A 24,856-nucleotide genomic window follows, 5' to 3' on the forward strand; every position below is an offset into this window, starting at 1 on the left:
AAATCGATGCGTGTGCTGCTCGTCGAAGATCATCTGCAGTTGGCAGAAAGCGTGGCCCAGGCCCTCAAGAGCACCGGCTTGACCGTTGATGTGCTGCACGATGGCGTGGCCGCCGACCTGGCCCTGGCCAGTGAGGAATACGCGGTGGCCGTGCTCGATGTGGGGCTGCCGCGCATGGACGGCTTCGAAGTGCTGGCGCGCTTGCGCGCCCGCGGCAAGACCCTGCCGGTGCTGATGCTGACAGCGCGCAGCGACGTAAAGGACCGGGTCCACGGCCTGAACCTGGGCGCCGATGACTACCTGGCCAAGCCATTCGAACTGACCGAGCTCGAGGCACGGGTCAAGGCCTTGCTGCGCCGCAGCGTGCTCGGCGGTGAGCGCCAGCAACGCTGTGGTCCGCTGGTGTACGACCTGGATACCCGGCGCTTCACCCTGGGCGATGAGCTACTGACCCTGACCTCCCGCGAGCAGGCCGTGCTGGAGGCCATGATCGCCCGCCCGGGGCGAGTGATGAGCAAAGAGCAACTGGCGGCTCAGGTCTTCGGCCTGGATGAAGAAGCCAGCGCCGATGCCATCGAGATCTACGTCCATCGTTTGCGCAAGAAGCTCGATGGGCATGCCGTGGCCATTGTCACCTTCAGGGGGCTCGGTTACCTGCTCGAGCACCGCGATGCTTGATAGCGGCAGCCTGCGCGGGCGGCTGGTCTGGAACCTGGCGATTCTGCTGGTGGTGCTGATGCTGGCCAGCGGCCTGAGTGCCTACTGGAACGGCCGGGAGGCTGCCGACACCGCCTACGACCGTACCTTGCTGGCGTCGGCCCGCACCATCGCTGCGGGCTTGTCCCAGCGTGATGGCACGCTCAGCGCCGATGTGCCCTACGTCGCACTGGACACCTTCGCCTATGACAGTGCCGGGCGTATCTACTACCAGGTCAACGATATTCACCAGCGTCTGATCTCAGGCTACGAGAACTTGCCGCCGCCGCCGCCGGGCACTCCGCGCACCGACGACTACCCGGCCTTGGCGCGCTTCTACGACGCCCGCTACCTGGGCCAGGATGTGCGGGTGGTGAGCCTGCTCAAACCCGTCAGCGAACCGAACATGAACGGCATGGCCGAGATCCGTGTGGCCGAGACTGAAGAAGCGCGCGTGCGCATGGCGCGCGGACTGATGGCCGACACCCTGTTGCGCCTGGGGATGCTGGCGCTGGGTGCATTGATGATGGTGTGGTTCGCGGTCAGCGCCGCGCTACGTCCGCTCGAGCGCTTGCGCCGCGCCGTGGAAGAACGTCAGCCCGACGATCTGCGGGCATTGCCATTGGTCGAAGTTCAGCGTGAGTTGAGTCCGCTGGTGCGGGCCTTGAACCATTTCACCGAACGCCTGCGCGGGCAGTTCGAGCGCCAGGCCCAGTTCATTGCCGAAGCCGCTCACGAGTTGCGTACTCCACTGGCGGCCCTCAAGGCCCGCGTTGAACTGGGGCTACGCTCCAGCGAGCCGCAGGTCTGGCGTGACACCCTGGAGTCTGCCGCCCAGGGCACTGATCGCCTGACCCACCTGGCCAATCAGTTGCTGTCGCTTGCACGGGTGGAGAATGGTGCGCGGGCCATTGCCGAGGGGGGCGCGCAAGTGCTTGACCTGAGCCAGCTGGCCCGCGAGCTGGGCATGGCCATGGCGCCGCTGGCCCATGCCCGGGGCGTTGCCTTGGCGCTGGAAGCCGAGGAGTCCGTGCATGTGCGCGGAGAACCTACCTTGCTCAACGAATTGCTCAGCAACCTGGTGGACAACGCCCTGGCACATACCCCCAAGGACGGCAATGTGATCTTGCGCGTGAGCGCACCGGGCATTCTGGAAGTCGAGGACGACGGCCCTGGCATTCCCGAAAGCGAACGCGAGCGGGTGTTCGAGCGTTTCTATCGGCGTAGTGCCCAAGGCACGGGCCTGGGCCTGGCCATTGTCGGCGAGATCTGCCGCGCGCACCTGGCTCAGATCAGCCTGCATGACGGCGAGCGGGGCGGCTTGAAGGTACGGGTCAGTTTTACCGTTGACTAACGGAACATGCTGCGGGCATTGAGCAAATCGTTGGCGACCAGCTCAGTGCCGGTGGGCAGGCCCAGGTGCCGGTAGGCCGGCAAGGCGGCCAGGGGGCGGGTTTTGCTGGTTCCCAGGCTCAGGGCCCGAGCGATCTGGACGATGTCCACGTAGTCGACCCGGTCGCTGCAGCGGTCCAGGTCCTGGACGCGCCCGGGCAACTTGACCAGTTGCTCGGGAAACTCCCAGGTGCCGAGAATCTTGTCGCCCAAGGCTGGATGGATCTGGTCGATCACGTAGTTCAGGCACACGGGGTCGGACAACAGTTCGTTGTGCTCTTCGGCGTAAATCAGAATCGGCAATACACCAATCTGGTGAACCAGGCCGGCCAGGGCGCCTTGATCCGGCTTGAGCTGGGTGTGTCGCAGGCAAAGTTCGTAACTGATGCCCGCCACCTCCAGGCTGGTGGCCCAGACTTCACGCATTTTTCGCTCCACTACCTCGGACCGGGCATGGAAGATCTGCTCGATGACTAGACCGATAGCCAGGTTGCAGCTGTAGTTGATGCCCAGGCGGGTGATGGCCGTCTGCAGGTCGGTCACTTCAACGGTGGCGCGCAGCAGCGGACTGTTCACTACTTTGATCAGGCGCGCCGACAACGCGGCGTCGCGGCCAATGACTTTGCTCAGGGTGCTGACGCTGATCTCGGTGTCTTCTGCGGCCTCGCGGATACTCAAGGCTACCTCCGGCAAGGTCGGCAGCACCAGGTCATCGTTGTCGATGGCGGCCAGCAACTGGGCCTGGACCATCTCGGCCAGCTTGTTCATGGTGATTCTCTAACGCAATTCAAGAAATGCCCCGGTAGGCAAGTGCCGGGGCAGGGGTGACTCAGCGCTGGATCTCGCGGTCACGATCCAGCGCGTAGGGGAGCGACAGCAGCGTCAGGTCGGGACCGTCGGCGCTGCCCAGGTGCAGGTTGTTGTCTTCGACTGCGTCGGCAGTCAGTACCGCCAGCAGCTCGCAGCCTTCAGCGGCGCGGGCAGCCAGCACCACCTCACCGACCGAAGAGTTGTGAGTAGGCGAGAAAATCTCGGTGCCAGGCTCTGGCAGTTGGTCGCTGGCCAGGGCCACACGGTACTGGCGACGCTTGAGCTTGCCCAGGTACTGCATGCGCGCGACGATTTCCTGGCCGGTGTAGCAGCCTTTCTTGAAGCTGACGCCACCGACAGCCTGCAGGTTGATCATCTGCGGGATGAACTGTTCGCGGGTCTGGGCCATGACCTGGCCGATGCCGGCGCGAATCTGTCCGAGCAGCCAATCGTTGAGCGTGCCTTCTGGAAGGTGCGCGGCCAGTTGTGCCTGCACCGCCGCTGCCTGCTGGGCAGGGACCCAGAGCTCGATGCGCCCGGTGGACACGACAACGGCAATCAAGCCGTCGTGGCGCGTTATTCCGTCGACCTGCGCCGGCACCCCCAGTCCCAGCGCCTGCAGGGCGGCGTCACCGTCGTTCAGGCCGAAGCGTACCCAGGCATCGCTGTCGTCGGTCAGTTTGGCCTTGGAAAATACCGCGTACTTTTTCAGGTCGGCCAATTGTGGCTCGAGCAGCTCGCGGGTCATGGCCAGTACAAAGCCATCGGCCTCGGACAGGATGCGAAAGCTCGACTGCATGCGGCCCTTGACCATGCAGCGTGCGCCCAGGCTGCTGGTGCTGTCATTGAGGTAATTGAGGTTGCAGGTCAGTTGGCCTTGCAGGAATTTGCCGGCGTCCGAGCCGCGGACGGCGAGGACGCCTTCGTGGGAAAGGGTGCAGAAAAAAGCAGAATCGGCCATGGGTCATCGCAGGGTAGTAAGACTGGGTCCCATGATAGAGCGCTGTCGGCAAAATAGGTAGTTGAGTGCTGCCCTCTGTCATTATTTGCTCACAGGTCCGGACCAACGTCTCGTGTCCCTCGGGCGCGGCCTCTGTATACTGGCGGCCTATTTTAGGAGGGCTTCATGGTCGAACAAACTGAACTCAACCGGCTCTTTTGGCACAGCCGCCGTGGCATGCTCGAGCTCGACGTACTGCTGGTCCCTTTCAGCAAGGACGTCTATCCGACCCTGAGCCAGGAAGATCGTGACCTGTACAAGCGCTTGCTGAGCTGCGAAGACCAGGACATGTTTGGGTGGTTCATGGAACGCAGCGAGTCCGAAGATCCGGAGCTGCAGCGCATGGTTCGCATCATTCTGGACCGTGTCCAGCCCAAGTGATCGGTTCGAGTGTCGCTGGCAAGGCTCCCGGGCCTTGCTGGCGGCCTACCTGGCCAGCCTGCTGCTGGCCTTGCTGGCGCTGAGCCTTCTGCAGTTGCCGTGGTGGGCGAAGCTGCTGGGGAGTGTGTGTTGCTTGCTGCATGCGGGCTGGATGATTCCCCGGCGAATTCTGCTCTTTCATCCCCGAGCCGTTACCGGATTGCGCCGAAAGCCTGATGGTTGGGAGCTGTTCAGCCTTGCCCTGGGCTGGCAGTCGGTCCAATTGCGCCCCGACAGCCTGGCGCTGCCGGGTTTGATTGTGCTGCGCTACCGCCGCAAGGGGGGCTACCTGAGCGAAGGTCTGTGCATCGCCCGTGACGCATTGGAGCCGGCACAGCACCGGCGCTTGCGTGTAAGGCTGAAGTTCAGTCGGCGTAGGTGGATGGCTGCAGAATAGTGTCGTGGGCCTCGGGCAGCATGCCGGGGTAATCCAGGGTGTAGTGCAGGCCGCGGCTTTCCTTGCGTTGCATGGCGCTGCGGATCATCAGTTCGGCTACCTGGGCCAGGTTGCGCAGCTCGATCAGGTCGCGGCTGACCTTGTAGTTGCTGTAGAACTCGTCGATTTCGTCCAGCAGCAGACGCACCCGGTGTTCGGCGCGCTGCAGGCGCTTGCTGGTACGCACGATCCCCACGTAATCCCACATGAATCGCCGCAGCTCATCCCAGTTGTGCGCAATGATCACGTCTTCATCCGAATCGGTGACCTGGCTTGCGTCCCAGCAGGGCAGCGCCCTGGGCATTGCAATCTGGTCCAGGTGCGCCTCGATGTCGGTGGCTGCGGCACGGCCGTAGACGAAACATTCGAGCAGCGAGTTGCTGGCCATCCGATTGGCGCCGTGCAAGCCGGTGAAGCTGGTTTCACCGATGGCGTAGAGGCCGGGCACGTCGGTATGGCCATGATCGTCCACCATCACCCCGCCACAGGTGTAGTGGGCTGCAGGTACCACCGGGATCGGCTGGCGGGTGATGTCGATGCCGAAAGTCAGGCAGCGTTCATACACGGTGGGGAAGTGGCTCTTGATGAAGTCGGCCGGCTTGTGGCTGATATCAAGGTACACGCAGTCCACGCCCAGGCGCTTCATCTCGTGGTCGATGGCGCGGGCAACGACATCGCGCGGTGCCAGCTCTTCACGCGGGTCGAAGCGCGGCATGAAGCGTTCGCCGTTGGGCAGCCGCAGCAGGGCGCCTTCGCCGCGCAGGGCCTCGGTGATCAGGAAGCTCTTGGCCTGGGGGTGGTACAGGCAGGTGGGGTGGAACTGGTTGAACTCGAGGTTGGCCACACGGCAGCCGGCGCGCCAGGCCATGGCGATGCCATCGCCACAGGCCCCGTCGGGGTTGCTGGTGTACAGGTAGACCTTGGCGGCGCCGCCCGTGGCCAGCACGGTGAAGCGTGCGCCGTAGGTGTCGACTTCGCCGGTGTTGCGGTTGAGCACATAAGCGCCCAGGCAACGGTCGCCGTCCTTGCCCAGGCGCCGCTCGGTGATCAGGTCGACCGCCACCCGCTGCTCCAAAAGCTCGATGTTCGGACGCTGGCGTGCCTGGCTGAGCAGGGTAGTGAAGATTGCAGCGCCGGTGGCGTCGGCGGCATGAATGATACGCCGGTGACTGTGGCCACCTTCGCGGGTCAGGTGAAACTCGAAACCGCCATCGTCGACACTGGCATGTTCATCACGGGTAAAAGGTACGCCCTGATCGATCAACCATTGGATCGACTCGCGGCTATGCTCAACGGTGAAGCGCACTGCATCTTCATGGCACAGTCCGCCGCCTGCATTGAGCGTGTCCTCGACGTGGGATTGCACCGTGTCGGTGTCATCCAGCACTGCCGCGACCCCGCCCTGGGCCCAGAAGGTCGAACCGTTTGACAGGTCGCCCTTGCTGAGTACGGCAATGCGCAGGTGGTCGGGGAGGGTCAGCGCCAGGCTCAGACCAGCAGCGCCGCTGCCGATCACGAGGACATCATGTTGGAATTGTTGGCTCATGTCAGGACACTAGTATCTGAAGGGGGGGATCGGCACAATAGTCAGGCGCGTATGGCATTGTGAAACTATCGTGAATCTGGACCGGTTGCCTTTATAGCAGCCCCAAGGCCCTGATTTCCAATGGCGACTGCGTGTCGTTGACGCCTTTTTTGGAACTTTCCATGCTGTGTGGATATCCATAGAAGGTTGCCCGCACGCCACAATGCCGCGGCGACGCATGGCAGTAGCTGGTCACTCGGCGCTGTCGGCGTATTCGAGACCCGATTATCGACGCAGCCGGCCGTGACCGTGCTGCGTTTTTCGTGCGAGCCGACCAAGGGCCGCAGGAAACTTGCTTGGAGGGGAGAACTTTTGCGCAAAGCCCGAGTCTATGGTTGCAAGCCTGAACGATGCTTGATGCAACGCTCCTTCAAGATCACCGAGGAGTGTTCATGCTAACCCAGGAAGAGGATCAGCAGCTTGTCGAGCGCGTGCAGCGTGGCGACAGGCGAGCGTTCGATCTGTTGGTGCTGAAGTATCAGCACAAGATTCTCGGGTTGATCGTGCGTTTTGTACACGACACCCATGAAGCGCAGGACGTGGCGCAGGAAGCTTTCATCAAAGCTTACCGGGCGCTTGGTAATTTTCGCGGCGACAGTGCCTTCTACACCTGGCTGTACCGCATTGCCATCAACACGGCAAAGAACTATCTGGTGTCTCGCGGTCGGCGGCCACCAGACAGCGATGTGAGCTCCGAGGATGCGGAGTTCTACGACGGCGACCACGGCCTCAAGGATCTTGAGTCTCCAGAGCGCGCGTTGTTGCGGGATGAGATCGAAGGCACCGTCCATCGGACTATTCAGCAACTGCCAGAAGATTTACGTACGGCGTTAACTTTACGTGAATTCGATGGTCTGAGTTACGAGGACATTGCGAGCGTCATGCAGTGTCCGGTGGGTACCGTGCGCTCTCGAATCTTCCGCGCTCGGGAGGCCATAGACAAAGCCCTGCAGCCGTTGTTGCAGGAAACCTGAGACAGCGGCGACAGCCAAGAGAGGAACCGCCATGAGTCGTGAAGCTTTGCAGGAATCGCTGTCCGCGGTGATGGATAACGAAGCGGACGAACTGGAATTACGTCGGGTATTGAACGCCGTCGACGACGCCGAAACCCGTGCCACCTGGTCGCGTTACCAGGTTGCTCGTGCGGCGATGCACAAGGAACTGGTGCTGCCACAACTGGATATCGCCGCTGCTGTGTCTGCAGCGTTGGCCGACGAAGCCACGCCAGTCAAGGTCAACCGTGGCCCATGGCGCAGCCTGGGTCGCCTGGCGGTGGCGGCTTCGGTCACTGTTGCCGTGCTGGCCGGTGTACGCCTGTACAACCAGGACGAGATCAGCGGCGCCCAGCTGGCTGCCCAGCAACCTGCCCAGCAGGGACTGAGCGTGCCACAGGTTCAAGGCCCTGCCGTGCTGGCAGGCTATAGTGAAAGTGCAGAGCAGCCAGGCCCTATGGCCAACGGCGTCCTGCAGGGGCAATCCGGCTGGCACGACCAGCGTCTGCCCGGCTATCTGCGCCAGCATGCTCAGGAAGCAGCACTCAAAGGAACCGAGAGCGCTCTGCCTTATGCCCGTGCGGCAAGCCTGGAAAATCGCTGAGTAAGGAGGATCATGCGCGCGCTACCTCTCATACCGCTGTTGTTGGGTGGCTGGCTTTCACTGCCGGCCCTCGCTGCCAACTCCTCGCCGCAAGCGAGCGACTGGCTCAAGAAACTGGCACAAGCCGAGCAACAGCAGAGTTATCAAGGCACTTTCGTTTACGAGCGTAACGGCAGCTTTTCCACCCACGACATCTGGCATCGTGTCCAGGACGGCAAGGTCAGCGAGCGATTGTTGCAGCTCGATGGCTCGGCCCAGGAAGTCGTGCGTGTCGACGGGCATACCCAGTGCGTGAGCGGAACCTTGGTGCCGGGCGTGAGCAACTCGCCAGAGTCCACGGCGCGAGTACTCGATCCTCTGAAGTTGATGAGTTGGTACGACCTTGGGGTCGCCGGCAAATCCCGGGTGGCAGACCGTGAAGCGGTGATTGTCACCCTCAGCCCTCGAGATCAACATCGCTATGCGTTCGAGCTGCACCTGGATCGACAGACCGGCTTGCCTTTGAAGTCGCTGATGCTCGATGACAAGGGACGCTTGCTGGAGCGATTCCAGTTCACCCGACTGCAAACCGCCCAGGCGCCGACCGACGACGAGCTCAAGGCGAGCGATCTGTGCAAACCGGTCACTCAGGTGGCCGAGCAAGCAACACAACCGGCCACTGGCTGGCGTTCCGACTGGCTGCCTCCCGGTTTCGAGCTCATCGATAGTTCGATCCACAAGGACCCGCAAGGCAAGAACACTGTCAGTAACCTGATGTACGATGATGGCCTGGCGCGTTTTTCGGTCTTTGTCGAAGCATTGGGTACCGGTTCGGCTGCGGACATCCGTACCCAGTTGGGCCCTACGGTTGCCGTATCCCGGCGCCTGACCACGCCCAAGGGTGAAGTCATGGTGACCGTGGTGGGCGAAATCCCGATCGGTACGGCTGAACGGATTGCCTTGTCGATGCGATCCCAGGACACCCAGGCTCAAAAATGAACAGCAGGTGCGCTGACCGTTTGAGGATTGCTTGGCTGACATGATTCGCAAGCTTTGCAGTTTGCAAAAATTCCAGATTTTTTCTATAGGTCAGTCCTTTCGGGGTCTGGCCTTTCCTGCGTTTGCAGGGCCCTACTGCTAACCACGCTCGATGTGACGGGAGCCGTATGTCAATACCACGCTTGAAAACCTACCTATCGTTGTTCGCCGCCGTGTTCATGCTCGGTCAGGTGGTCACTGCCCAGGCCGAAGCTTTGCCGGACTTCACGACCCTGGTCGAGCAGGCATCGCCGGCTGTTGTGAACATCTCGACAAAGCAGAAGCTGCCGGATCGCAAGTACGCACAGAGCCAGATGCCAGACCTTGAAGGTCTGCCGCCGATGTTTCGCGAGTTTTTCGAGCGCAACATGCCTCAGGCCCCGCGCTCGCCGCGCGGTGATCGCCAGCGTGAAGCGCAATCCCTGGGCTCGGGCTTCATCATCTCCGACGATGGCTATGTACTGACCAACAACCATGTGGTGGCCGACGCTGACGAAATCATCGTCCGTCTGTCCGACCGCAGCGAACTGCAAGCCAAGCTGGTCGGCACCGACCCGCGCACCGACGTGGCCCTGCTCAAAGTCGAAGGCAAGAACCTGCCAACCGTCAAACTGGGCGATTCCAGCAAGCTGAAAGTGGGGGAGTGGGTGTTGGCGATCGGCTCGCCGTTCGGTTTCGACCATTCGGTGACCAAAGGTATCGTCAGCGCCAAGGGTCGTACCCTGCCCAACGACACCTATGTGCCGTTCATCCAGACTGACGTTGCGATCAACCCCGGTAACTCCGGTGGTCCACTGTTCAACATGAACGGTGAGGTGGTGGGTATCAACTCGCAGATCTTCACCCGTTCCGGTGGTTTCATGGGACTGTCGTTCGCCATCCCGATCGACGTGGCGCTGGATGTCTCCAACCAGCTGAAGAAGGACGGCAAGGTCAGCCGCGGCTGGCTTGGCGTGGTGATCCAGGAGGTCAACAAGGACCTGGCTGAATCCTTTGGTCTGGACAAGCCTTCCGGTGCCCTGGTAGCCCAGGTACTGGAAGATGGCCCGGCAGCCAAGGGCGGCCTGCAAGTGGGTGACGTGATCTTGAGCATGAACGGTCAGCCGATCGTCATGTCGGCCGACCTGCCGCACCTGGTCGGTGGCCTGAAAGACGGCGCCAAGGCCAAGCTTGAGATCATCCGCAATGGCAAGCGCCAGAACCTGGACGTCACCATCGGCGCACTGCCGGACGATGACGCCGAGATCACCACCAGCGCTACCGGCGGTGTCGAGCGCAGCAGCAACCGCTTGGGTGTGTCGGTTTCCGACCTGACCGCCGAGCAGAAAAAGACCTTGGAACTCAAGGGCGGCGTCGTGATCAAGGAAGTTCAGGACGGTCCTGCGGCCTTGATTGGCCTGCGTCCAGGCGATGTCATCAGCCACCTGAACAACCAGGCGATCCTGACCGCCAAGCAGTTCACCGAAATCGCCAAGGAACTGCCGAAGAACCGTTCGGTGTCGATGCGCGTACTGCGTCAGGGGCGTGCAAGCTTCATTACCTTCAAGCTGGCTGAATAAGCTGAACTGAACGGAGAAGGGCGGCGTAAGCCGCCTTTTTTCGTAGGGGTGTCCATTTATCCTGGGGCAAGCCTGTTCCTGCAGTCGCGAAGGGCAATACGGAATCTCCCATATCCCTTCAGCTTCAGGTACAATTCCCGGCTATTTTTCGGTGGGCGTTCGTCCCGCAGCCTTTTTGAGTGTTGACCCGTGAGTGATTTGAGTCATATCCGCAATTTCTCCATCATCGCCCACATTGACCATGGCAAGTCGACCCTGGCGGACCGTTTCATCCAGATGTGCGGCGGCTTGACCGCGCGTGAGATGGAAGCCCAGGTACTCGATTCCATGGACCTGGAGCGTGAGCGCGGTATCACCATCAAGGCCCACAGTGTCACCCTGCACTACAAGGCGCAGGACGGCAAAACCTACCAGCTGAACTTCATTGACACCCCCGGCCACGTTGACTTCACCTACGAAGTCAGCCGCTCGCTGGCAGCCTGCGAAGGCGCGCTGCTGGTGGTCGATGCCGGCCAGGGCGTAGAGGCCCAGTCGGTCGCCAACTGCTACACCGCTATCGAGCAGGGCCTCGAGGTCATGCCGGTACTCAACAAGATGGACCTGCCCCAGGCAGATCCAGACAAGGTCAAGGACGAGATCGAGAAGATCATCGGCATCGACGCCACCGACGCCGTGGCTTGCAGTGCCAAGAGCGGCATGGGCGTGGACGAGGTGCTCGAGCGTCTGGTGCATACCATCCCTGCACCGACCGGTGACATCGAAGCGCCCCTGCAGGCGCTGATCATCGACTCCTGGTTCGACAATTACCTGGGCGTCGTGTCCCTGGTGCGTGTGCGTCACGGCCGGGTGAAGAAGGGTGACAAGATCCTGGTCAAGTCCACCGGCAAGGTGCACCTGGTCGACAGCGTCGGTGTATTCACCCCCAAGCACACCCAGACGGCAGACCTGAAAGCCGGTGAAGTAGGCTTCATCATCGCCAGCATCAAGGATATTCACGGGGCGCCAGTGGGCGATACCCTGACCCTGAACTCGACCCCCGAGGTCGAGGTGCTGCCAGGTTTCAAACGTATTCAACCACAAGTTTATGCCGGTCTGTTCCCGGTCAGTTCCGATGATTTCGAAGATTTTCGTGATGCATTGCAGAAGCTGACCCTGAACGACTCGTCGCTGCAGTACCAGCCGGAAAGCTCCGATGCACTGGGCTTCGGCTTCCGTTGCGGCTTCCTTGGCATGCTGCACATGGAAATCATCCAGGAGCGCCTGGAGCGCGAATACGACCTGGACCTGATCACCACTGCGCCAAGCGTAATCTTCGAGGTCAAGCTCAAGACCGGCGAGACCATCTATGTCGACAACCCGTCGAAGCTGCCGGATGTGTCTGCGGTCGAAGACTTCCGCGAGCCGATTGTCGCCGCCACCATCCTCGTGCCTCAAGAGCACCTGGGCAACGTCATTACCTTGTGCATCGAGAAGCGCGGCGTACAGCGCGACATGCAGTTCCTCGGTTCGCAGGTACAGGTGCGCTATGACCTGCCAATGAACGAAGTGGTACTGGACTTCTTCGATCGCCTGAAGTCCACCAGCCGCGGCTATGCTTCGCTGGACTACCATTTCGACCGCTACCAGTCGGCCAATCTGGTCAAGCTCGATGTACTGATCAACGGTGACAAGGTCGACGCGCTGGCGCTGATCGTTCACCGCGACAATGCGCACTACAAGGGCCGCGCATTGACCGAGAAGATGAAGGAACTGATTCCTCGGCAGATGTTCGACGTGGCAATCCAGGCCGCCATTGGCGGGCAGATTGTGGCGCGAACCACTGTCAAGGCGCTCAGAAAGAACGTGCTGGCCAAATGCTACGGTGGTGACGTGAGCCGTAAGCGCAAGCTTTTGGAAAAGCAGAAGGCCGGTAAGAAACGCATGAAACAGGTCGGTAACGTGGAAATTCCACAAGAAGCCTTCCTCGCCGTGCTCAGGTTGGATAGTTAGGTCCTATGTCGCTAAATTTCCCGCTGTTGCTAGTCATCGCCGTTGCCGTCTGCGGTCTGTTGGCCCTGGTCGATCTGCTGTTCCTGGCGCCTCGCCGGCGTTCGGCGATCGCCAACTATCAGGGCAGCGTTCGCCAGCCCGAAATGGCAGTGGTCGAGCAGTTGAACAAGGAACCGTTGCTGGTCGAGTACGGCAAGTCGTTCTTCCCGGTGCTGTTCATCGTCCTGGTGCTGCGTTCGTTCCTGGTCGAGCCTTTCCAGATCCCATCGGGATCGATGAAGCCGACCCTGGAAGTGGGCGATTTCATCCTGGTGAACAAGTTCTCCTACGGGATTCGCCTACCGGTGATCGACAAGAAGGTCATCGAGATCGGTGATCCACAGCGTGGCGACGTGATGGTGTTCCGCTATCCGAGCGACCCGAACGTCAACTACATCAAGCGTGTGGTTGGCCTGCCGGGCGACCAGATCCGCTACACCAGTGACAAGAAGCTGTTCGTCAACGGTCAGCCGATTGCCGAACAACTGGTCGGCACCGAGCCAGGAACCTTGGGCAGCGCCGAGCTGTACAAGGAAAAGCTCGGCGAAGCCGAACACCTGATCCGCAAGGAAATGAGCCGTTACCGCATGCCGCCTGACCAGCAATGGACAGTCCCGGCCGGTCACTACTTCATGATGGGCGACAACCGCGACAACTCCAACGACAGCCGTTACTGGGATGACCCCAATATTCCCAAGGCGCTGCATGGCATGGTCCCGGACCAGAATATCGTCGGCAAGGCCTTCGCGGTCTGGATGAGCTGGCCAGAGCCCAAACTCAGCCACTTCCCGAACCTTTCGCGGGTGGGCCTGATCAAGTAACACCACAACGGCGCTGTCCTGGGACAGCGCCGAATGCATTTCTGGCATAGGCTTGTTCAGGGATCGACCGATCCAACTGGGCCGCCGGCGCCGGTGGGCATGAGCCAAACTGTCTTTCAGGATGTTGATTTGAACAAAGCGTTGAATCCGACGGCAGCGGCCCCGATGGCGGCCCTGTACGAACAAATGTGCGAGCCTTGCGCCCAGGCGCCTGGCCTTTACCTCGACCACGAACAGCGCGTGGGTACACTGTGAGCGTTTCCTTGAGCCGCCTCGAGCGCCAGCTCGGCTACACCTTCAAGAACCAGGAGCTGATGCTGCTGGCCCTCACGCACCGCAGTTTTGCCGGTCGCAACAATGAACGCCTCGAGTTTCTCGGCGATGCGATCCTCAACTTCGTCGCCGGCGAGGCGCTGTTCGAGCGCTTCCCCCAGGCGCGCGAAGGCCAGCTGTCACGCTTGCGTGCACGCCTGGTCAAGGGCGAGACCCTGGCTGTGCTGGCCCGTGGCTTCGACCTGGGCGAGTACCTGCGCCTGGGTTCCGGCGAGCTTAAAAGCGGTGGTTTCCGCCGCGAGTCGATCCTGGCCGACGCCCTCGAGGCGTTGATTGGCGCCATCTATCTGGACTCAGACATGCAGACCGCCCGCGAGCGCGTGCTGGCCTGGCTGACCGGTGAGTTCGAGAGCCTGACCCTGGTCGATACCAACAAAGATCCGAAAACCCGTCTGCAGGAATTCCTGCAGTCGCGGGCCTGCGAACTGCCGCGATACGAAGTGGTGGATATTCAAGGTGAACCCCATTGCCGGACGTTTTTCGTCGAATGCGAAGTGACCCTTTTGACTGAAAAAAGCCGAGGGCAAGGTGTTAGCCGGCGTATCGCCGAGCAAGTGGCGGCCGCTGCAGCACTGATCGCCCTGGGCGTGGAGAATGGCAATGACTGATACGAATACTACCCGCTGCGGCTATGTTGCCATTGTCGGCCGCCCGAACGTGGGCAAATCGACCCTGCTCAACCATATCCTCGGCCAGAAGCTGGCGATCACCTCGCGCAAGCCGCAGACTACCCGCCACAACATGCTGGGTATCAAGACCGAGGGTGATATCCAGGCGATTTACGTCGATACCCCGGGTATGCACAAGAGCAACGAGAAGGCGCTCAACCGCTACATGAACAAAACCGCCTCGGCTGCTCTCAAGGACGTCGACGTGGTGATTTTCGTGGTCGACCGCACCAAGTGGACCGACGAAGACCAACTGGTGCTGGAGCGTGTGCAGTATGTGCAGGGCCCGGTGATCCTGGCGATCAACAAGACCGACCGGATCGAAGAGAAAGCCGACCTGATCCCGCACCTGCAGTGGCTGCAGGAGCAACTGCCGAACGCCGAGATCGTGCCGATTTCCGCACAGCAGGGGCACAACCTCGAAGCGCTGGAAGGCTTGATCGCCAAGCACCTGCCGGAAAACGACCACTTCTTCCCGGAAGACCAGATCACCGACCGCAGCAGCCGCTTCCTCGCTGCTGAACTGGTGCGCGAAAAGATCATGCGCCAGTTGGGTGCGGAGCTGCCGTACCAGATCACCGTCGAGATCGAGGAGTTCAAGCAGCAGGGCAAGATCCTGCATATCCATGCGCTGATCCTGGTCGAGCGTGACGGCCAGAAGAAGATCATCATTGGCGACAAGGGCGAGCGCATCAAGCGCATCGGCTCCGAGGCGCGCAAGGATATGGAAGTGCTGTTCGACGCCAAGGTCATGCTCAACCTCTGGGTCAAGGTCAAGGGTGGCTGGTCCGACGACGAGCGCGCGCTGCGTTCGCTGGGCTACGGCGACCTCTGATCCCTTCAGGCCCGGTAGCGTCCGCTGCCGGGTCGAACCTCTTTCGAAGCGCCGCTCATGGATCTGCCAGTTGGCCAACCGGCCTACGTGCTGCACAGCCGGGCCTACCGTGAAACCAGTGCGCTGGTTGATTTCCTCACCCCGCAAGGGCGCCTGCGCGCAGTGATGCGCCGTGCCCGTGGCAAAGGTGGCAGCCAGGTACGTCCTTTCGTCCCCCTTGAAGTGGAATTGCGCGGTCGTGGCGAGCTCAAGACCGTCGGGCGCCTGGACAGCGTTGGCACGGCGGCCTGGCTGCATGGCGACGCGTTGTTCAGCGGCCTGTACCTCAACGAATTGCTGATCCGCCTGCTGCCCGCCGAAGATCCTCACCCGGTGGTGTTCGAGCACTATGCAGCTACCTTGCAGGCCCTGGGGACCGGGCGGCCGCTGGAGCCGCTGCTGCGCGCCTTTGAATGGCGCCTGCTGGATGAGCTGGGCTACGGCTTTGCCCTGGACCAGGACGTCAACGGGGAGCCACTGGCCATTGATGGCCTGTACCGCTTGCAGGTGGATGCCGGGCTTGAACGGGTCTACCTGCTGCAACCCGGTTTGTTCACCGGTGCAGAGCTTGCGGCCATGGCCAATGCCGACTGGGAGGTACCTGGCGCCCTGGGCGCCGCCAAGCGCTTGATGCGCCAGGCGCTGGCGGTTCACCTGGGCGGTCGGCCGCTGGTCAGTCGCGAACTGTTTCGCAAGCGTTAAGCACGTCGTATGCTGTGAGGCTCAATTTTCAGGAGAGCCTCTTCGTGACTCAAAGCAACCGCATGCTGCTTGGCGTGAACATCGACCACGTGGCGACCCTGCGCCAGGCGCGTGGCACGCGTTACCCGGACCCGGTCAAGGCCGCGCTGGATGCCGAAGAGGCGGGCGCCGATGGCATCACCGTTCACCTGCGCGAAGACCGCCGGCATATCCAGGAGCGCGACGTGCTGGTGCTCAAGGACGTGTTGCAGACGCGCATGAACTTCGAGATGGGCGTGACCGAAGAAATGATGGCATTCGCCGAGCGAATTCGCCCGGCGCACATCTGCCTGGTACCGGAAACCCGTCAGGAGCTGACCACCGAAGGTGGCCTGGACGTGGCTGGCCAGGAAGCGCGGATCAAGGTGGCTGTTGAGCGTCTGTCGCGCATCGGCTCGGAAGTGTCCCTGTTCATCGACGCCGACGAGCGCCAGATCGAAGCGTCGCGCCGTGTGGGCGCCCCGGCCATTGAGTTGCATACCGGTCGTTATGCCGATGCCGAAACCCCGACCGAGGTGGCCGAAGAACTCAAGCGCGTTGCCGACGGCGTGGCCTTTGGCCTGGCCCAGGGCCTGATCGTCAATGCCGGTCACGGCCTGCACTACCACAACGTTGAAGCGGTTGCGGCGATCAAGGGCATCAACGAGCTGAACATCGGTCATGCGCTGGTGGCCCATGCGCTGTTCGTCGGCTTCAAGTCGGCCGTCGCCGAGATGAAAGCGCTGATCATGGCCGCCAGCCGTAGCTGACCCTTCGAGCCACGACCGCTTTGCGGCCGATCACAGGCTGACGCCAGCGGCTACGAAGGCTGCGGTCGACCGTGTAGCGGTCGCCAGGCAGGAGCGGTTCAGTCCGGGAACACCAGGCTGAACCGCGTCTTGCCATTCACTTCGCTGCGTACCTCTACCTCTCCTCGATGCACCTGCATGATCGACTTCACGATCGCCAACCCCAGCCCCGTCCCGCCTTCGAGCCGCGAACGCCCTGAGCCTGCGCGATAGAAGCGCTCGAACAAGTGCGGCAGATGCTCCTGGGCAATCCCGGGCCCCTGATTCTCGACCCACAGACAAACCGCATCACCACAGCGTTCGATGCCAATATCGACCGCGTGCCCCGAGGGGCTGTGGCGGATGGCATTGCTCAGCAGGTTGGACAGCGCCCGCTGCACCATCAAGCGATCGGCCATGACCGTCCCCCAGCCCTGCTGGCGCAGGACGATGTGTTTTTGCTCGGCACTGAACTCGAACAGCTCGCTCACCCGCGTGACCTCATCGGCCAGGCTCACCGGTTTGAGCGGCACTTGGGCCTGTGGCTGGCTGACCTGGGCGAGAAACAGCATGTCGGTGATGATTCGGTTCAGGCGGGTCAGCTCTTCGATGCTGGTTTCCAGTACCTCCTTGTACTGCTCGACCGGCCGCTCCCGAGCCAGGGTTACCTGGGCCTTGCCCATCAGGTTGCTGATCGGGGTACGCAGTTCGTGGGCCAGGTCGTCGGAGAACTGCGACAGCCGCTGCACACCGCCGTCGATGCGGTCGAGCATCACATTCATGCTGCCGGCCAGGTCACTGAGCTCCTGCGGCAATCCCGTTTCAGGCAGGCGCAAGGTCAGTTGCTGGGCCGACACCTGCTCGGCGATCCGACGAAACCGGCGCAATGGCGTCAGGCCGCGTTGCACCAGTTTCCAGGCGACAAAGCCGATCAACAGCAGCAGCAGCGGCAAGGTCCACAGCGTCGAGCGCAGGTAGGCCTGCAGCAGGCTGTTGTCATCGGCGCGATTGACGGTGAGCAGCACCCGCACTTCGGTGCCGTCCTGCAGACGCATCAAGCGCGAGGCGGTGAGCAGTTGATCGTCGTTGCTGTCCTGCCATTGGCTGAAGGTCAGGTGTTGGTCGCTGTGGATGCGCAGTAGCCGGTCAGCCTCAAGCCCCGGCCCCAAGGTCAGCAAAGCTGAATGCCGGCCAGTCAGGGCGATCACGCTCAGGCTCAGGTTGTCATGGCCCATGACTACATCCAGCAACGGGTGGGCGCGGGACTGCAAGTCATCGGCCTTGAGGTCGATGCTCAAGCTGTGTTCGATCTGGCTCATCTTTGCCATCAGGCTCTTGCGCGCCCGGCTGTCCAGTTCGTGGTCCAGGGCCAGCACCGCCAGGCAGGCCAGCAGCAGCACCAAGGCCGCGCCCATCAGGATCACGCTCAGGCCCAGGCGCAGCGACAGCCGTGCGGGTCTCATTCGCGGGCCTCTAGCACGTAGCCGACGCCGCGCAGGGTATGGATCAGCTTGTCGTCGAACGGGTCGTCGATCTTGGCGCGCAAGCGACGGATCGAGACTTCCACTACGTTGGTGTCGCAATCGAAGTTCATGTCCCATACCAGCGAAATGATCTGAGTGCGCGACAGCACTTCGCCGCTCTGGCGCATCAGCAGATGCAGCAGGGCGAACTCCTTGGCGGTCAGGTCGATGCGCTGGCCGCTGCGGTAGGCGCGATGACGACCCGGGTCCAGTTCAAGGTCGGCGACCTTCAGGGTGCTCGGCTGCAGCGCCTGGTCGTTGCGGCGCAGCAGGCTGCGGATACGGGCGAGCAACTCGGGAAATTCGAACGGTTTGAGCAGATAGTCGTCAGCGCCCAGGTCAAGGCCCTTGACCCGGTCCGACAGCCTGCCATGGGCCGTGAGCATCATGATGCGCGTGCTGGAGTCGGCACGCAGGCGTTGCAGAACAGTCCAGCCGTCGAGCTCGGGCAGGTTGACGTCAAGAATGATCAGGTCGTATGCCTGCTGGCGGGCCAGGTGCAGGCCGTCGGCCCCGGTGTGGGCGCAATCGACGATGTAACCGTTTTCGCTCAGTCCCTGTTGCAGGTAGTCGGCGGTACGAAGCTCGTCCTCGATGATCAGTAAACGCATGGGATGACTCGGTGGTGTAAAAGGCGGTGATTCTCAACCCTGAAGCAGCTGTAAGGTCAAGGGCTGAAAAGGCGTCGAGCGGCGGATACTAAGTCATCTGTCTGGCATCGTTGGCTGGATAACAGATTTGTAATTTTCGAGTCATCTTGGGGATAAACCCCGATTACTACAGTGCGGGCTCCGAAAAAGGCGCAGGAGCCTGCCATGCTTTTCTCCCTGGACCGGCCCGGCGCAGGCCGCGGCCGCATGCTGCTGGTGCTGGTGCTGCTGGCCTTGCCCTCGCTGGCACTGGCGTCGCCCCAAGACAACGTAATGACCCTCGACTATGCCCTGCAGACGGCCCAGGCCAACAACCCTGAGCTGGCGGCGGCGCGTTGGGAAATCGACATTGCCGAAGGCCAGCGGCGCCAGGCCGGTGTGCTCCCCAACCCGGAGGTGGGGTGGGAGATGGAAGACACCCGCAACGGCTCGCAGACCACCACCGTCAGTGTCAGCCAGTTGTTCGAGCTGGGCGGCAAGCGCGGTGCACGCCTGAACGTGGCTGGTCGGGACGCCGAGCTCGCAGCACTTGAACTTGAACGCCAGCGCAATGTGCTGCGAGCCGAGGTGATCGGTGCATTCCAGGCCGCCGTGCAGGCTCAGGAAGGCCTGCAGCTGGCCGAGCAATCCCTGCAACTGAGCGAGCGCGGCCTGCAAGTGGTGCAGGGGCGGGTCAAGGCCGGCAGCGCTTCGCCGGTGGAGGCCACCCGTGCCCAGGTGCAGGTGTCTGAAATCCGCTTGGAAAAAGCCCGTGCCGAACAGACGCTGACCGTCGCCTACCAGCAATTGGCCGCCGTCACGGGCGCGCCGATGGCCCGCTTCAGCCGGGTCGAAGGCCTGGATGACAACGACGCGGTCGTGCCCGGCCGCAACCAATTGCTTGAACGCCTGGAGCACACGCCCGACTTGCGCCTGGCCCGGCTGCAGATCGATCAGCGCGAAGCTGCGTTGGACCTGGCGCGCACGCAGCGCATCCCCGACCTGACGGTGAGTGTCGGTAGCCAGTACAGCGAAACCGACCGCGAGCGCATCAATGTGGTTGGCGTGTCGGTGCCGATTCCGCTGTTCGACCGTAACCAGGGCAACGTGCTGTCGGCCGCCCGCCGCGCCGATCAGGCCCGCGACCAGCGCAATGGCGCCGAGCTGCGCTTGCGCAGTGAAGTGATCCAGGTCCTGGCGCAGTGGGGGACAGCAGAGCAGGAAGTGCAGTCGTTCGATCGCTCGATCCTGCCTTCGGCGCAGCAGGCGCTGGACGCGGCAACCCGCGGTTTCGAACGCGGCAAGTTCGCCTTTCTGGATGTGCTCGATGCCCAGCGCACCCTGGTTGCGGCGCGCTTGCAGTACTTGCAGGCCCAGGCTCAGCGCAGTGATGCGCGGGTGCGTCTGGAGCGCATTTATGGCGACTTGAGCCTGGCCGGTCGCTGATCGCCTTTTCCCATCTTTTGATTGTTGCCGCCCGGGCGGTGAGTGCTAAGGAGTCTGCATGAACAAGAAGTCCACGACGCTGCTGGTCGCAGCTTTGTTGCTGGGCCTGGGGCTGGGTGTGCTGCTGGCACGTCAGGGTGGCCCTGCGCTTGAGGCGTCAGCATCGGCCCACGATCACGCCGAGGCTGAATCGGGCCATGCCGAAGACGAACACGGCGAGGGCGGGCATGGCGAGTCCGCAGGTGGCGAAAAGGGCCACGAGGAAGAAGAGGGCGCAATCGCCCTCAGCCAGGAGCAGATCGACCTGGCTGGCATCGAACTGGCCTCCGTCGGCCCACGGCAGTTGCAGCGCACCCTGTCGCTGCCCGGCGAGATCCGATTCGATGAAGACCGTACCGCCCATATGGTGCCCAGGGCCGCCGGGGTGGTCGAGTCGGTAGCGGTGGTGCTTGGCCAGCAGGTCAAGGCCGGCGACCTGCTGGCCGTCATCGCCAGCCCGCAGATTTCCGAACAGCGCAGCGAGTTGGCCGCCAGCCAGCGGAGGCTGGAGCTGGCGCGCAGTACCTATCAGCGCGAGAAAGACCTGTGGCAGGAAGGTATTTCTGCCGAGCAGGACTACCTGCAAGCCCGTCAGGCCCTGCAAGAGGCCGAGATTGCCCAGGCCAATGCCCGGCAGAAAATCAGCGCGCTGAGCGGCACCACGGTGCTGGCGGGCGGTAACCGCTACGAACTGCGCGCGCCGTTTGCCGGGCAGATCGTCGAGAAACACCTGGTGCCGGGCGAGGTGGTCAACGAGACCAGCGCGGCCTTTACCCTGTCCGACCTGTCGCGGGTCTGGGCAACATTTGGGGTGGCGCCACGGGACCTGGGCAAGGTGCGCAGCGGCATGCCAGTGAACATCGTCGCCAGTGAGCTGGGCGAGCAGGTCGAGGGGCGCATCAGCCATGTCGGCAGCCTGCTCGGTGAGCAGACCCGTACGGCCAGCGTGCGCGTTACCCTCGACAACCCGCGTGGCGCCTGGCGCCCGGGCTTGTTCGTGGCGGTGCAGGTGCCGACCGAAACCTTTGCGGCTGCGCTGAGCGTGCCGGACCAGGCCATCCAGACCCTTGAAGAACAATCCACGGTGTTCGTCCGCACGGATGAAGGTTTTGTCGCCCAGCCGGTAGAACTGGGTGCCAGCGCCAATGGCTATGTCGAAGTCCGCAAGGGCTTGCAGGTCGGCCAGCAGGTCGCGGCAGCGGGCAGTTTCGTCCTCAAGTCGGAGCTGGGCAAAGCCAGCGCCGAGCACGCCCACTGACCTGCGCGAGTACCCCTCATGTTTGAACGCCTTATTCAATTTGCCATCGAGCAGCGCCTGATGGTGCTGCTGGCGGTGCTGCTGATGGCGGGGCTGGGTGTGGCCAGCTACCAGAAGCTGCCAATCGACGCCGTGCCGGATATCACCAACGTCCAGGTGCAGATCAACACCCAGGCCGCGGGCTTCTCGCCACTGGAAACCGAGCAGCGCATCACCTTTGCCATCGAGACCGCCATGGCCGGCCTGCCGGGCCTTGAACAGACCCGTTCGCTGTCGCGCTCCGGGCTGTCGCAGGTCACGGTGATTTTCGAGGAAGGCACCGACCTGTTCTTTGCCCGCCAACTGGTCAACGAGCGCCTGCAGCAAGCCCGCGGTCAGTTGCCTGACGGTGTACATGCTGCCATGGGGCCGATCTCCACGGGGCTGGGCGAGATCTTCCTGTGGACCGTGGAAGCCTCCGACGATGCGCGCAAGGCCGACGGCAGCCCCTACACGCCCACCGACCTGCGCGAGATTCAGGACTGGATCATCAAGCCGCAACTGCGCAACGTGCGTGGCGTGGCCGAGATCAACACCATTGGCGGTTTTGCCAAGGAGTACCAGATTGCGCCCGACCCGAAGCGGCTGGCGTCCTACAAGCTGACCCTGGGTGATTTACTCACGGCCCTCGAGCGCAACAACGCCAACGTCGGTGCCGGCTACATCGAGCGCCGGGGCGAGCAACTGCTGATTCGTGCACCGGGCCAACTGGCCGGTATCGAGGACATCGCCAACATCGTGCTGGCCAACATCGACGGAACGCCGATCCGGGTGCGCAATGTCGCTGAGGTCGGTATCGGCCGTGAACTGCGCAGCGGCGCGGCCACCGAGAATGGCCGCGAAGTGGTACTCGGCACGGTATTCATGCTGATTGGCGAGAACAGCCGCACGGTGTCCCAGGCGGTGGCGCAGAAGCTGGTGGAAATCAACCGCTCGCTGCCCGCTGGCGTCAGCGCGGTGACGGTGTACGACCGCACCAACCTGGTCGACAAGGCCATCGCCACGGTGAAGAAGAACCTCATCGAAGGCGCGATTCTGGTGATCGTGATTCTGTTCCTGTTCCTGGGCAATATCCGCGCTGCGTTGATCACCGCCATGATCATTCCGTTGTCGATGCTGTTCACCTTCACGGGGATGTTCAGCAACAAGGTCAGCGCCAACCTGATGAGCCTGGGCGCACTGGACTTCGGCATTATCGTCGATGGGGCGGTGGTGATCGTCGAGAACGCGATTCGTCGCCTGGCCCATGCCCAGCAGCATCATGGTCGACTGTTGACCCGCTCCGAGCGTTTCCATGAAGTGTTCAATGCCGCCCGCGAAGCGCGCCGCCCTCTGATCTACGGGCAACTGATCATCATGGTGGTGTACCTGCCGATCTTTGCCCTCAGCGGTGTCGAGGGCAAGATGTTCCACCCCATGGCCTTCACCGTGGTGATGGCCTTGCTCGGCGCCATGTTGTTGTCGGTGACCTTCGTGCCCGCGGCCATTGCCCTGTTTGTCACCGGCAAGGTCAAGGAAGACGAAAACCTGCTGATGCGCAGTGCCAAGCGTGGTTATGCACCGCTGCTGCACTGGGTGATGGGCCATCGAACCCTGGCGTTCACCTTGGCGGGGGTGATGGTGCTGTTGTCCGGCGTATTGGCCAGCCGCATGGGCAGCGAGTTCGTGCCGAGCCTGAGCGAGGGCGATTTCGCCCTGCAGGCCTTGCGCGTGCCCGGTACCAGCCTCAGTCAGTCGGTGGCGATGCAGCAACGCCTTGAGCAGAGCGTGCTGAGCCAGGTGCCGGAGGTGGAGCGAGTGTTCGCCCGCACCGGCACTGCCGAAATTGCCTCCGACCCGATGCCGCCGAATATTTCCGACAGCTATGTGATGCTCAAGCCGCAAGACCAATGGCCTGACCCGGGCAAGTCGCGCGAGCAACTGATCGCCGATATTCAGCGTGCCAGTGCGCGGATACCGGGCAGTAACTACGAGTTGTCGCAACCCATCCAGCTGCGTTTCAACGAGCTGATTTCCGGGGTGCGCAGTGATGTGGCGGTGAAGGTCTTTGGCGATGACATGGGCCAGCTCAACCGCACCGCCGCGCAGATTGCCACGGCGTTGCAGGCGGTACCGGGAGCCTCGGAGGTCAAGGTCGAACAGACTTCCGGCCTGCCGGTGCTGACCATCGATGTAGACCGCGACAAGGCGGCGCGCTACGGGCTCAATGTTGGCGATGTACAGGACACCATTGCCGTGGCCGTGGGCGGTCGTCAGGCCGGGACGCTGTACGAGGGCGACCGCCGTTTCGACATGGTGGTGCGCCTGGCCGACAACTTGCGCACCGACATCGACGGCCTGTCGCAGCTGTTGATCCCGGTGCCGGCCGGCGCCGCCGACAATGGCCAGATCGGCTTTATCACTCTGGCCGATGTCGCCAGCCTGCAGTTGGTCCAGGGCCCCAACCAGATCAGTCGCGAGGACGGCAAGCGCCTGGTGGTGGTCAGTGTCAACGTGCGTGGCCGTGATATCGGCTCGTTCGTGAAAGAGGCTGGTACGCGTATCGACAGCCAGGTCAGTATTCCGGCGGGTTACTGGATTCGCTGGGGCGGGCAGTTCGAGCAATTGCAGTCGGCCGCGCAGCGCCTCCAGGTGGTGGTGCCAGTGGCGCTGCTGCTGGTGTTCGGCCTGTTGTTCATGATGTTCAACAACCTCAAGGACGGCTTGCTGGTGTTCACCGGTATTCCCTTTGCCCTGACGGGTGGCGTGGTGGCGCTCTGGCTGCGCGATATTCCGCTGTCGATTTCGGCAGGGGTCGGGTTCATTGCCCTGTCGGGTGTGGCGGTACTCAACGGCCTGGTGATGATTGCGTTTATCCGCGGCCTGCGCGAACAGGGGTACTCGTTGCGCAAGGCCATCGATGAGGGCGCACTGACGCGGTTGAGGCCGGTGTTGATGACCGCGCTGGTCGCTTCATTGGGCTTTATCCCCATGGCCCTGGCCACCGGCACCGGCGCCGAGGTGCAGCGGCCCCTGGCAACCGTGGTGATCGGCGGGATCCTGTCGTCCACCGCGCTGACCCTGCTGGTGCTCCCGGCGCTCTATTACCGCGCTCATCGCAAGGATGAAGAAGAGGACCTCGGTGAGGTGACGAAACTGTAATTCCACGCTCATCTTCGGGTTATTCAGCCCTTGTCAGG

23 protein-coding genes are annotated in these 24,856 nt (G+C 62.4%); 18 read left to right on the forward strand and 5 right to left on the reverse strand.

Annotated features, from left to right (window positions below; all coding sequences use genetic code 11):
- The first annotated feature begins 6 nt into the window (after window positions 1–6).
- Together ABVN19_RS01730 and ABVN19_RS01735 are read left to right on the forward strand one after the other, a co-directional pair.
- Complete coding sequence (locus tag ABVN19_RS01730) at window positions 7–678, forward strand: response regulator (protein ID WP_028943418.1); 672 nt, start codon at window positions 7–9, stop codon at window positions 676–678.
- Window positions 671–2,050: a sensor histidine kinase gene (locus ABVN19_RS01735; protein ID WP_028943419.1), complete on the forward strand. Its 1,380-nt coding sequence runs from the start codon at window positions 671–673 to the stop codon at window positions 2,048–2,050. The genes ABVN19_RS01730 and ABVN19_RS01735 overlap by 8 nt, the downstream gene beginning before the upstream one ends.
- Here the strand turns inward: ABVN19_RS01735 and ABVN19_RS01740 are convergent.
- Both ABVN19_RS01740 and ABVN19_RS01745 read right to left on the reverse strand, forming a co-directional pair.
- Window positions 2,047–2,856: an HDOD domain-containing protein gene (locus tag ABVN19_RS01740; protein WP_028943420.1), complete on the reverse strand. Its 810-nt coding sequence runs from the start codon at window positions 2,854–2,856 to the stop codon at window positions 2,047–2,049. The two genes, ABVN19_RS01735 and ABVN19_RS01740, sit on opposite strands and share 4 nt — an antisense overlap.
- 61 nt (window positions 2,857–2,917) lie before the next feature.
- Window positions 2,918–3,859 (reverse strand): folate-binding protein YgfZ, encoded by a 942-nt coding sequence (locus tag ABVN19_RS01745; RefSeq protein WP_028943421.1) that lies wholly within the window; start codon window positions 3,857–3,859, stop codon window positions 2,918–2,920.
- 165 nt (window positions 3,860–4,024) lie between these two features.
- Here ABVN19_RS01745 and ABVN19_RS01750 point away from each other — a divergent pair, with 165 nt between their 5' ends.
- Together ABVN19_RS01750 and ABVN19_RS01755 are read left to right on the forward strand one after the other, a co-directional pair.
- Window positions 4,025–4,279 carry a succinate dehydrogenase assembly factor 2 gene (locus ABVN19_RS01750; RefSeq protein ID WP_028943422.1) on the forward strand — a complete coding sequence of 85 codons (255 nt, stop codon included), beginning with the start codon at window positions 4,025–4,027 and terminating at the stop codon, window positions 4,277–4,279.
- The gene (locus ABVN19_RS01755; RefSeq protein ID WP_028943423.1) at window positions 4,263–4,715 is read left to right on the forward strand and encodes a protein YgfX; all 453 of its coding nucleotides are present in this window, start codon (window positions 4,263–4,265) and stop codon (window positions 4,713–4,715) included. The genes ABVN19_RS01750 and ABVN19_RS01755 overlap by 17 nt, the downstream gene beginning before the upstream one ends.
- Here ABVN19_RS01755 and nadB read toward each other — a convergent pair.
- Window positions 4,684–6,300: an L-aspartate oxidase gene (nadB, locus tag ABVN19_RS01760; protein WP_028943424.1), complete on the reverse strand. Its 1,617-nt coding sequence runs from the start codon at window positions 6,298–6,300 to the stop codon at window positions 4,684–4,686. The two genes, ABVN19_RS01755 and nadB, sit on opposite strands and share 32 nt — an antisense overlap.
- A 431-nt stretch (window positions 6,301–6,731) precedes the next feature.
- On the opposite strand from nadB, the gene rpoE reads away from it, so the two are divergent.
- The 11 genes from rpoE (at window position 6,732) to pdxJ (ending at window position 16,725) form a co-directional block, all read left to right on the forward strand.
- Window positions 6,732–7,313, forward strand: coding sequence for an RNA polymerase sigma factor RpoE (gene rpoE / locus ABVN19_RS01765; RefSeq protein WP_010220971.1), 582 nt, complete (start codon window positions 6,732–6,734; stop codon window positions 7,311–7,313).
- A gap of 31 nt (window positions 7,314–7,344) precedes the next feature.
- Window positions 7,345–7,935 carry an RseA family anti-sigma factor gene (locus ABVN19_RS01770; RefSeq protein WP_028943425.1) on the forward strand — a complete coding sequence of 197 codons (591 nt, stop codon included), beginning with the start codon at window positions 7,345–7,347 and terminating at the stop codon, window positions 7,933–7,935.
- A gap of 12 nt (window positions 7,936–7,947) precedes the next feature.
- Window positions 7,948–8,913 carry a MucB/RseB C-terminal domain-containing protein gene (locus tag ABVN19_RS01775; RefSeq protein ID WP_028943426.1) on the forward strand — a complete coding sequence of 322 codons (966 nt, stop codon included), beginning with the start codon at window positions 7,948–7,950 and terminating at the stop codon, window positions 8,911–8,913.
- A 218-nt stretch (window positions 8,914–9,131) separates the two neighbouring features.
- Complete coding sequence (locus ABVN19_RS01780; RefSeq protein WP_167332104.1) at window positions 9,132–10,511, forward strand: DegQ family serine endoprotease; 1,380 nt, start codon at window positions 9,132–9,134, stop codon at window positions 10,509–10,511.
- A 189-nt stretch (window positions 10,512–10,700) separates the two neighbouring features.
- Entirely contained in the window at window positions 10,701–12,500 is a 1,800-nt protein-coding gene (gene lepA, locus ABVN19_RS01785) for a translation elongation factor 4 (RefSeq protein ID WP_028943428.1), read from the forward strand.
- A 5-nt stretch (window positions 12,501–12,505) separates the two neighbouring features.
- Window positions 12,506–13,360 carry a signal peptidase I gene (gene lepB / locus ABVN19_RS01790; protein ID WP_028943429.1) on the forward strand — a complete coding sequence of 285 codons (855 nt, stop codon included), beginning with the start codon at window positions 12,506–12,508 and terminating at the stop codon, window positions 13,358–13,360.
- A gap of 129 nt (window positions 13,361–13,489) precedes the next feature.
- Complete coding sequence (locus tag ABVN19_RS01795) at window positions 13,490–13,615, forward strand: hypothetical protein (RefSeq protein ID WP_256585885.1); 126 nt, start codon at window positions 13,490–13,492, stop codon at window positions 13,613–13,615.
- A complete protein-coding gene (rnc, locus tag ABVN19_RS01800; RefSeq protein ID WP_028943430.1) occupies window positions 13,612–14,301 on the forward strand; it encodes a ribonuclease III in 690 nt (229 codons plus the stop codon). Before ABVN19_RS01795 ends, rnc begins: the two co-directional genes overlap by 4 nt.
- Entirely contained in the window at window positions 14,294–15,196 is a 903-nt protein-coding gene (era, locus tag ABVN19_RS01805; RefSeq protein WP_028943431.1) for a GTPase Era, read from the forward strand. The genes rnc and era overlap by 8 nt, the downstream gene beginning before the upstream one ends.
- Window positions 15,197–15,253: 57 nt before the next feature.
- A complete protein-coding gene (gene recO / locus ABVN19_RS01810; protein WP_028943432.1) occupies window positions 15,254–15,937 on the forward strand; it encodes a DNA repair protein RecO in 684 nt (227 codons plus the stop codon).
- Window positions 15,938–15,981: 44 nt separating this feature from the next.
- On the forward strand, window positions 15,982–16,725 hold the full coding sequence (gene pdxJ, locus ABVN19_RS01815; protein ID WP_105642232.1) for a pyridoxine 5'-phosphate synthase: 744 nt from the start codon (window positions 15,982–15,984) through the stop codon (window positions 16,723–16,725).
- Window positions 16,726–16,823: 98 nt separating this feature from the next.
- Here the strand turns inward: pdxJ and ABVN19_RS01820 are convergent, their stop codons facing one another.
- Both ABVN19_RS01820 and ABVN19_RS01825 read right to left on the reverse strand, forming a co-directional pair.
- On the reverse strand, window positions 16,824–18,206 hold the full coding sequence (locus ABVN19_RS01820; RefSeq protein ID WP_105642231.1) for a heavy metal sensor histidine kinase: 1,383 nt from the start codon (window positions 18,204–18,206) through the stop codon (window positions 16,824–16,826).
- On the reverse strand, window positions 18,203–18,877 hold the full coding sequence (locus ABVN19_RS01825) for a heavy metal response regulator transcription factor (protein ID WP_028943435.1): 675 nt from the start codon (window positions 18,875–18,877) through the stop codon (window positions 18,203–18,205). Before ABVN19_RS01825 ends, ABVN19_RS01820 begins: the two co-directional genes overlap by 4 nt.
- 204 nt (window positions 18,878–19,081) lie before the next feature.
- Here ABVN19_RS01825 and ABVN19_RS01830 point away from each other — a divergent pair, with 204 nt between their 5' ends.
- The 3 genes from ABVN19_RS01830 to ABVN19_RS01840 are packed head-to-tail and all read left to right on the forward strand — an operon-like array spanning window position 19,082 to window position 24,818.
- On the forward strand, window positions 19,082–20,341 hold the full coding sequence (locus ABVN19_RS01830) for a TolC family protein (RefSeq protein WP_105642230.1): 1,260 nt from the start codon (window positions 19,082–19,084) through the stop codon (window positions 20,339–20,341).
- Between the two features lie 58 nt (window positions 20,342–20,399).
- The gene (locus ABVN19_RS01835; RefSeq protein ID WP_028943437.1) at window positions 20,400–21,638 is read left to right on the forward strand and encodes an efflux RND transporter periplasmic adaptor subunit; all 1,239 of its coding nucleotides are present in this window, start codon (window positions 20,400–20,402) and stop codon (window positions 21,636–21,638) included.
- Between the two features lie 18 nt (window positions 21,639–21,656).
- Window positions 21,657–24,818, forward strand: a complete 3,162-nt coding sequence (locus ABVN19_RS01840; protein WP_105642229.1) for a CusA/CzcA family heavy metal efflux RND transporter — start codon at window positions 21,657–21,659, stop codon at window positions 24,816–24,818.
- Window positions 24,819–24,856: the final 38 nt, after the last annotated feature.

This window comes from Pseudomonas vranovensis (genome assembly GCF_040438935.1).
GTDB classification, from domain to species: Bacteria; Pseudomonadota; Gammaproteobacteria; order Pseudomonadales; family Pseudomonadaceae; genus Aquipseudomonas; species Aquipseudomonas vranovensis.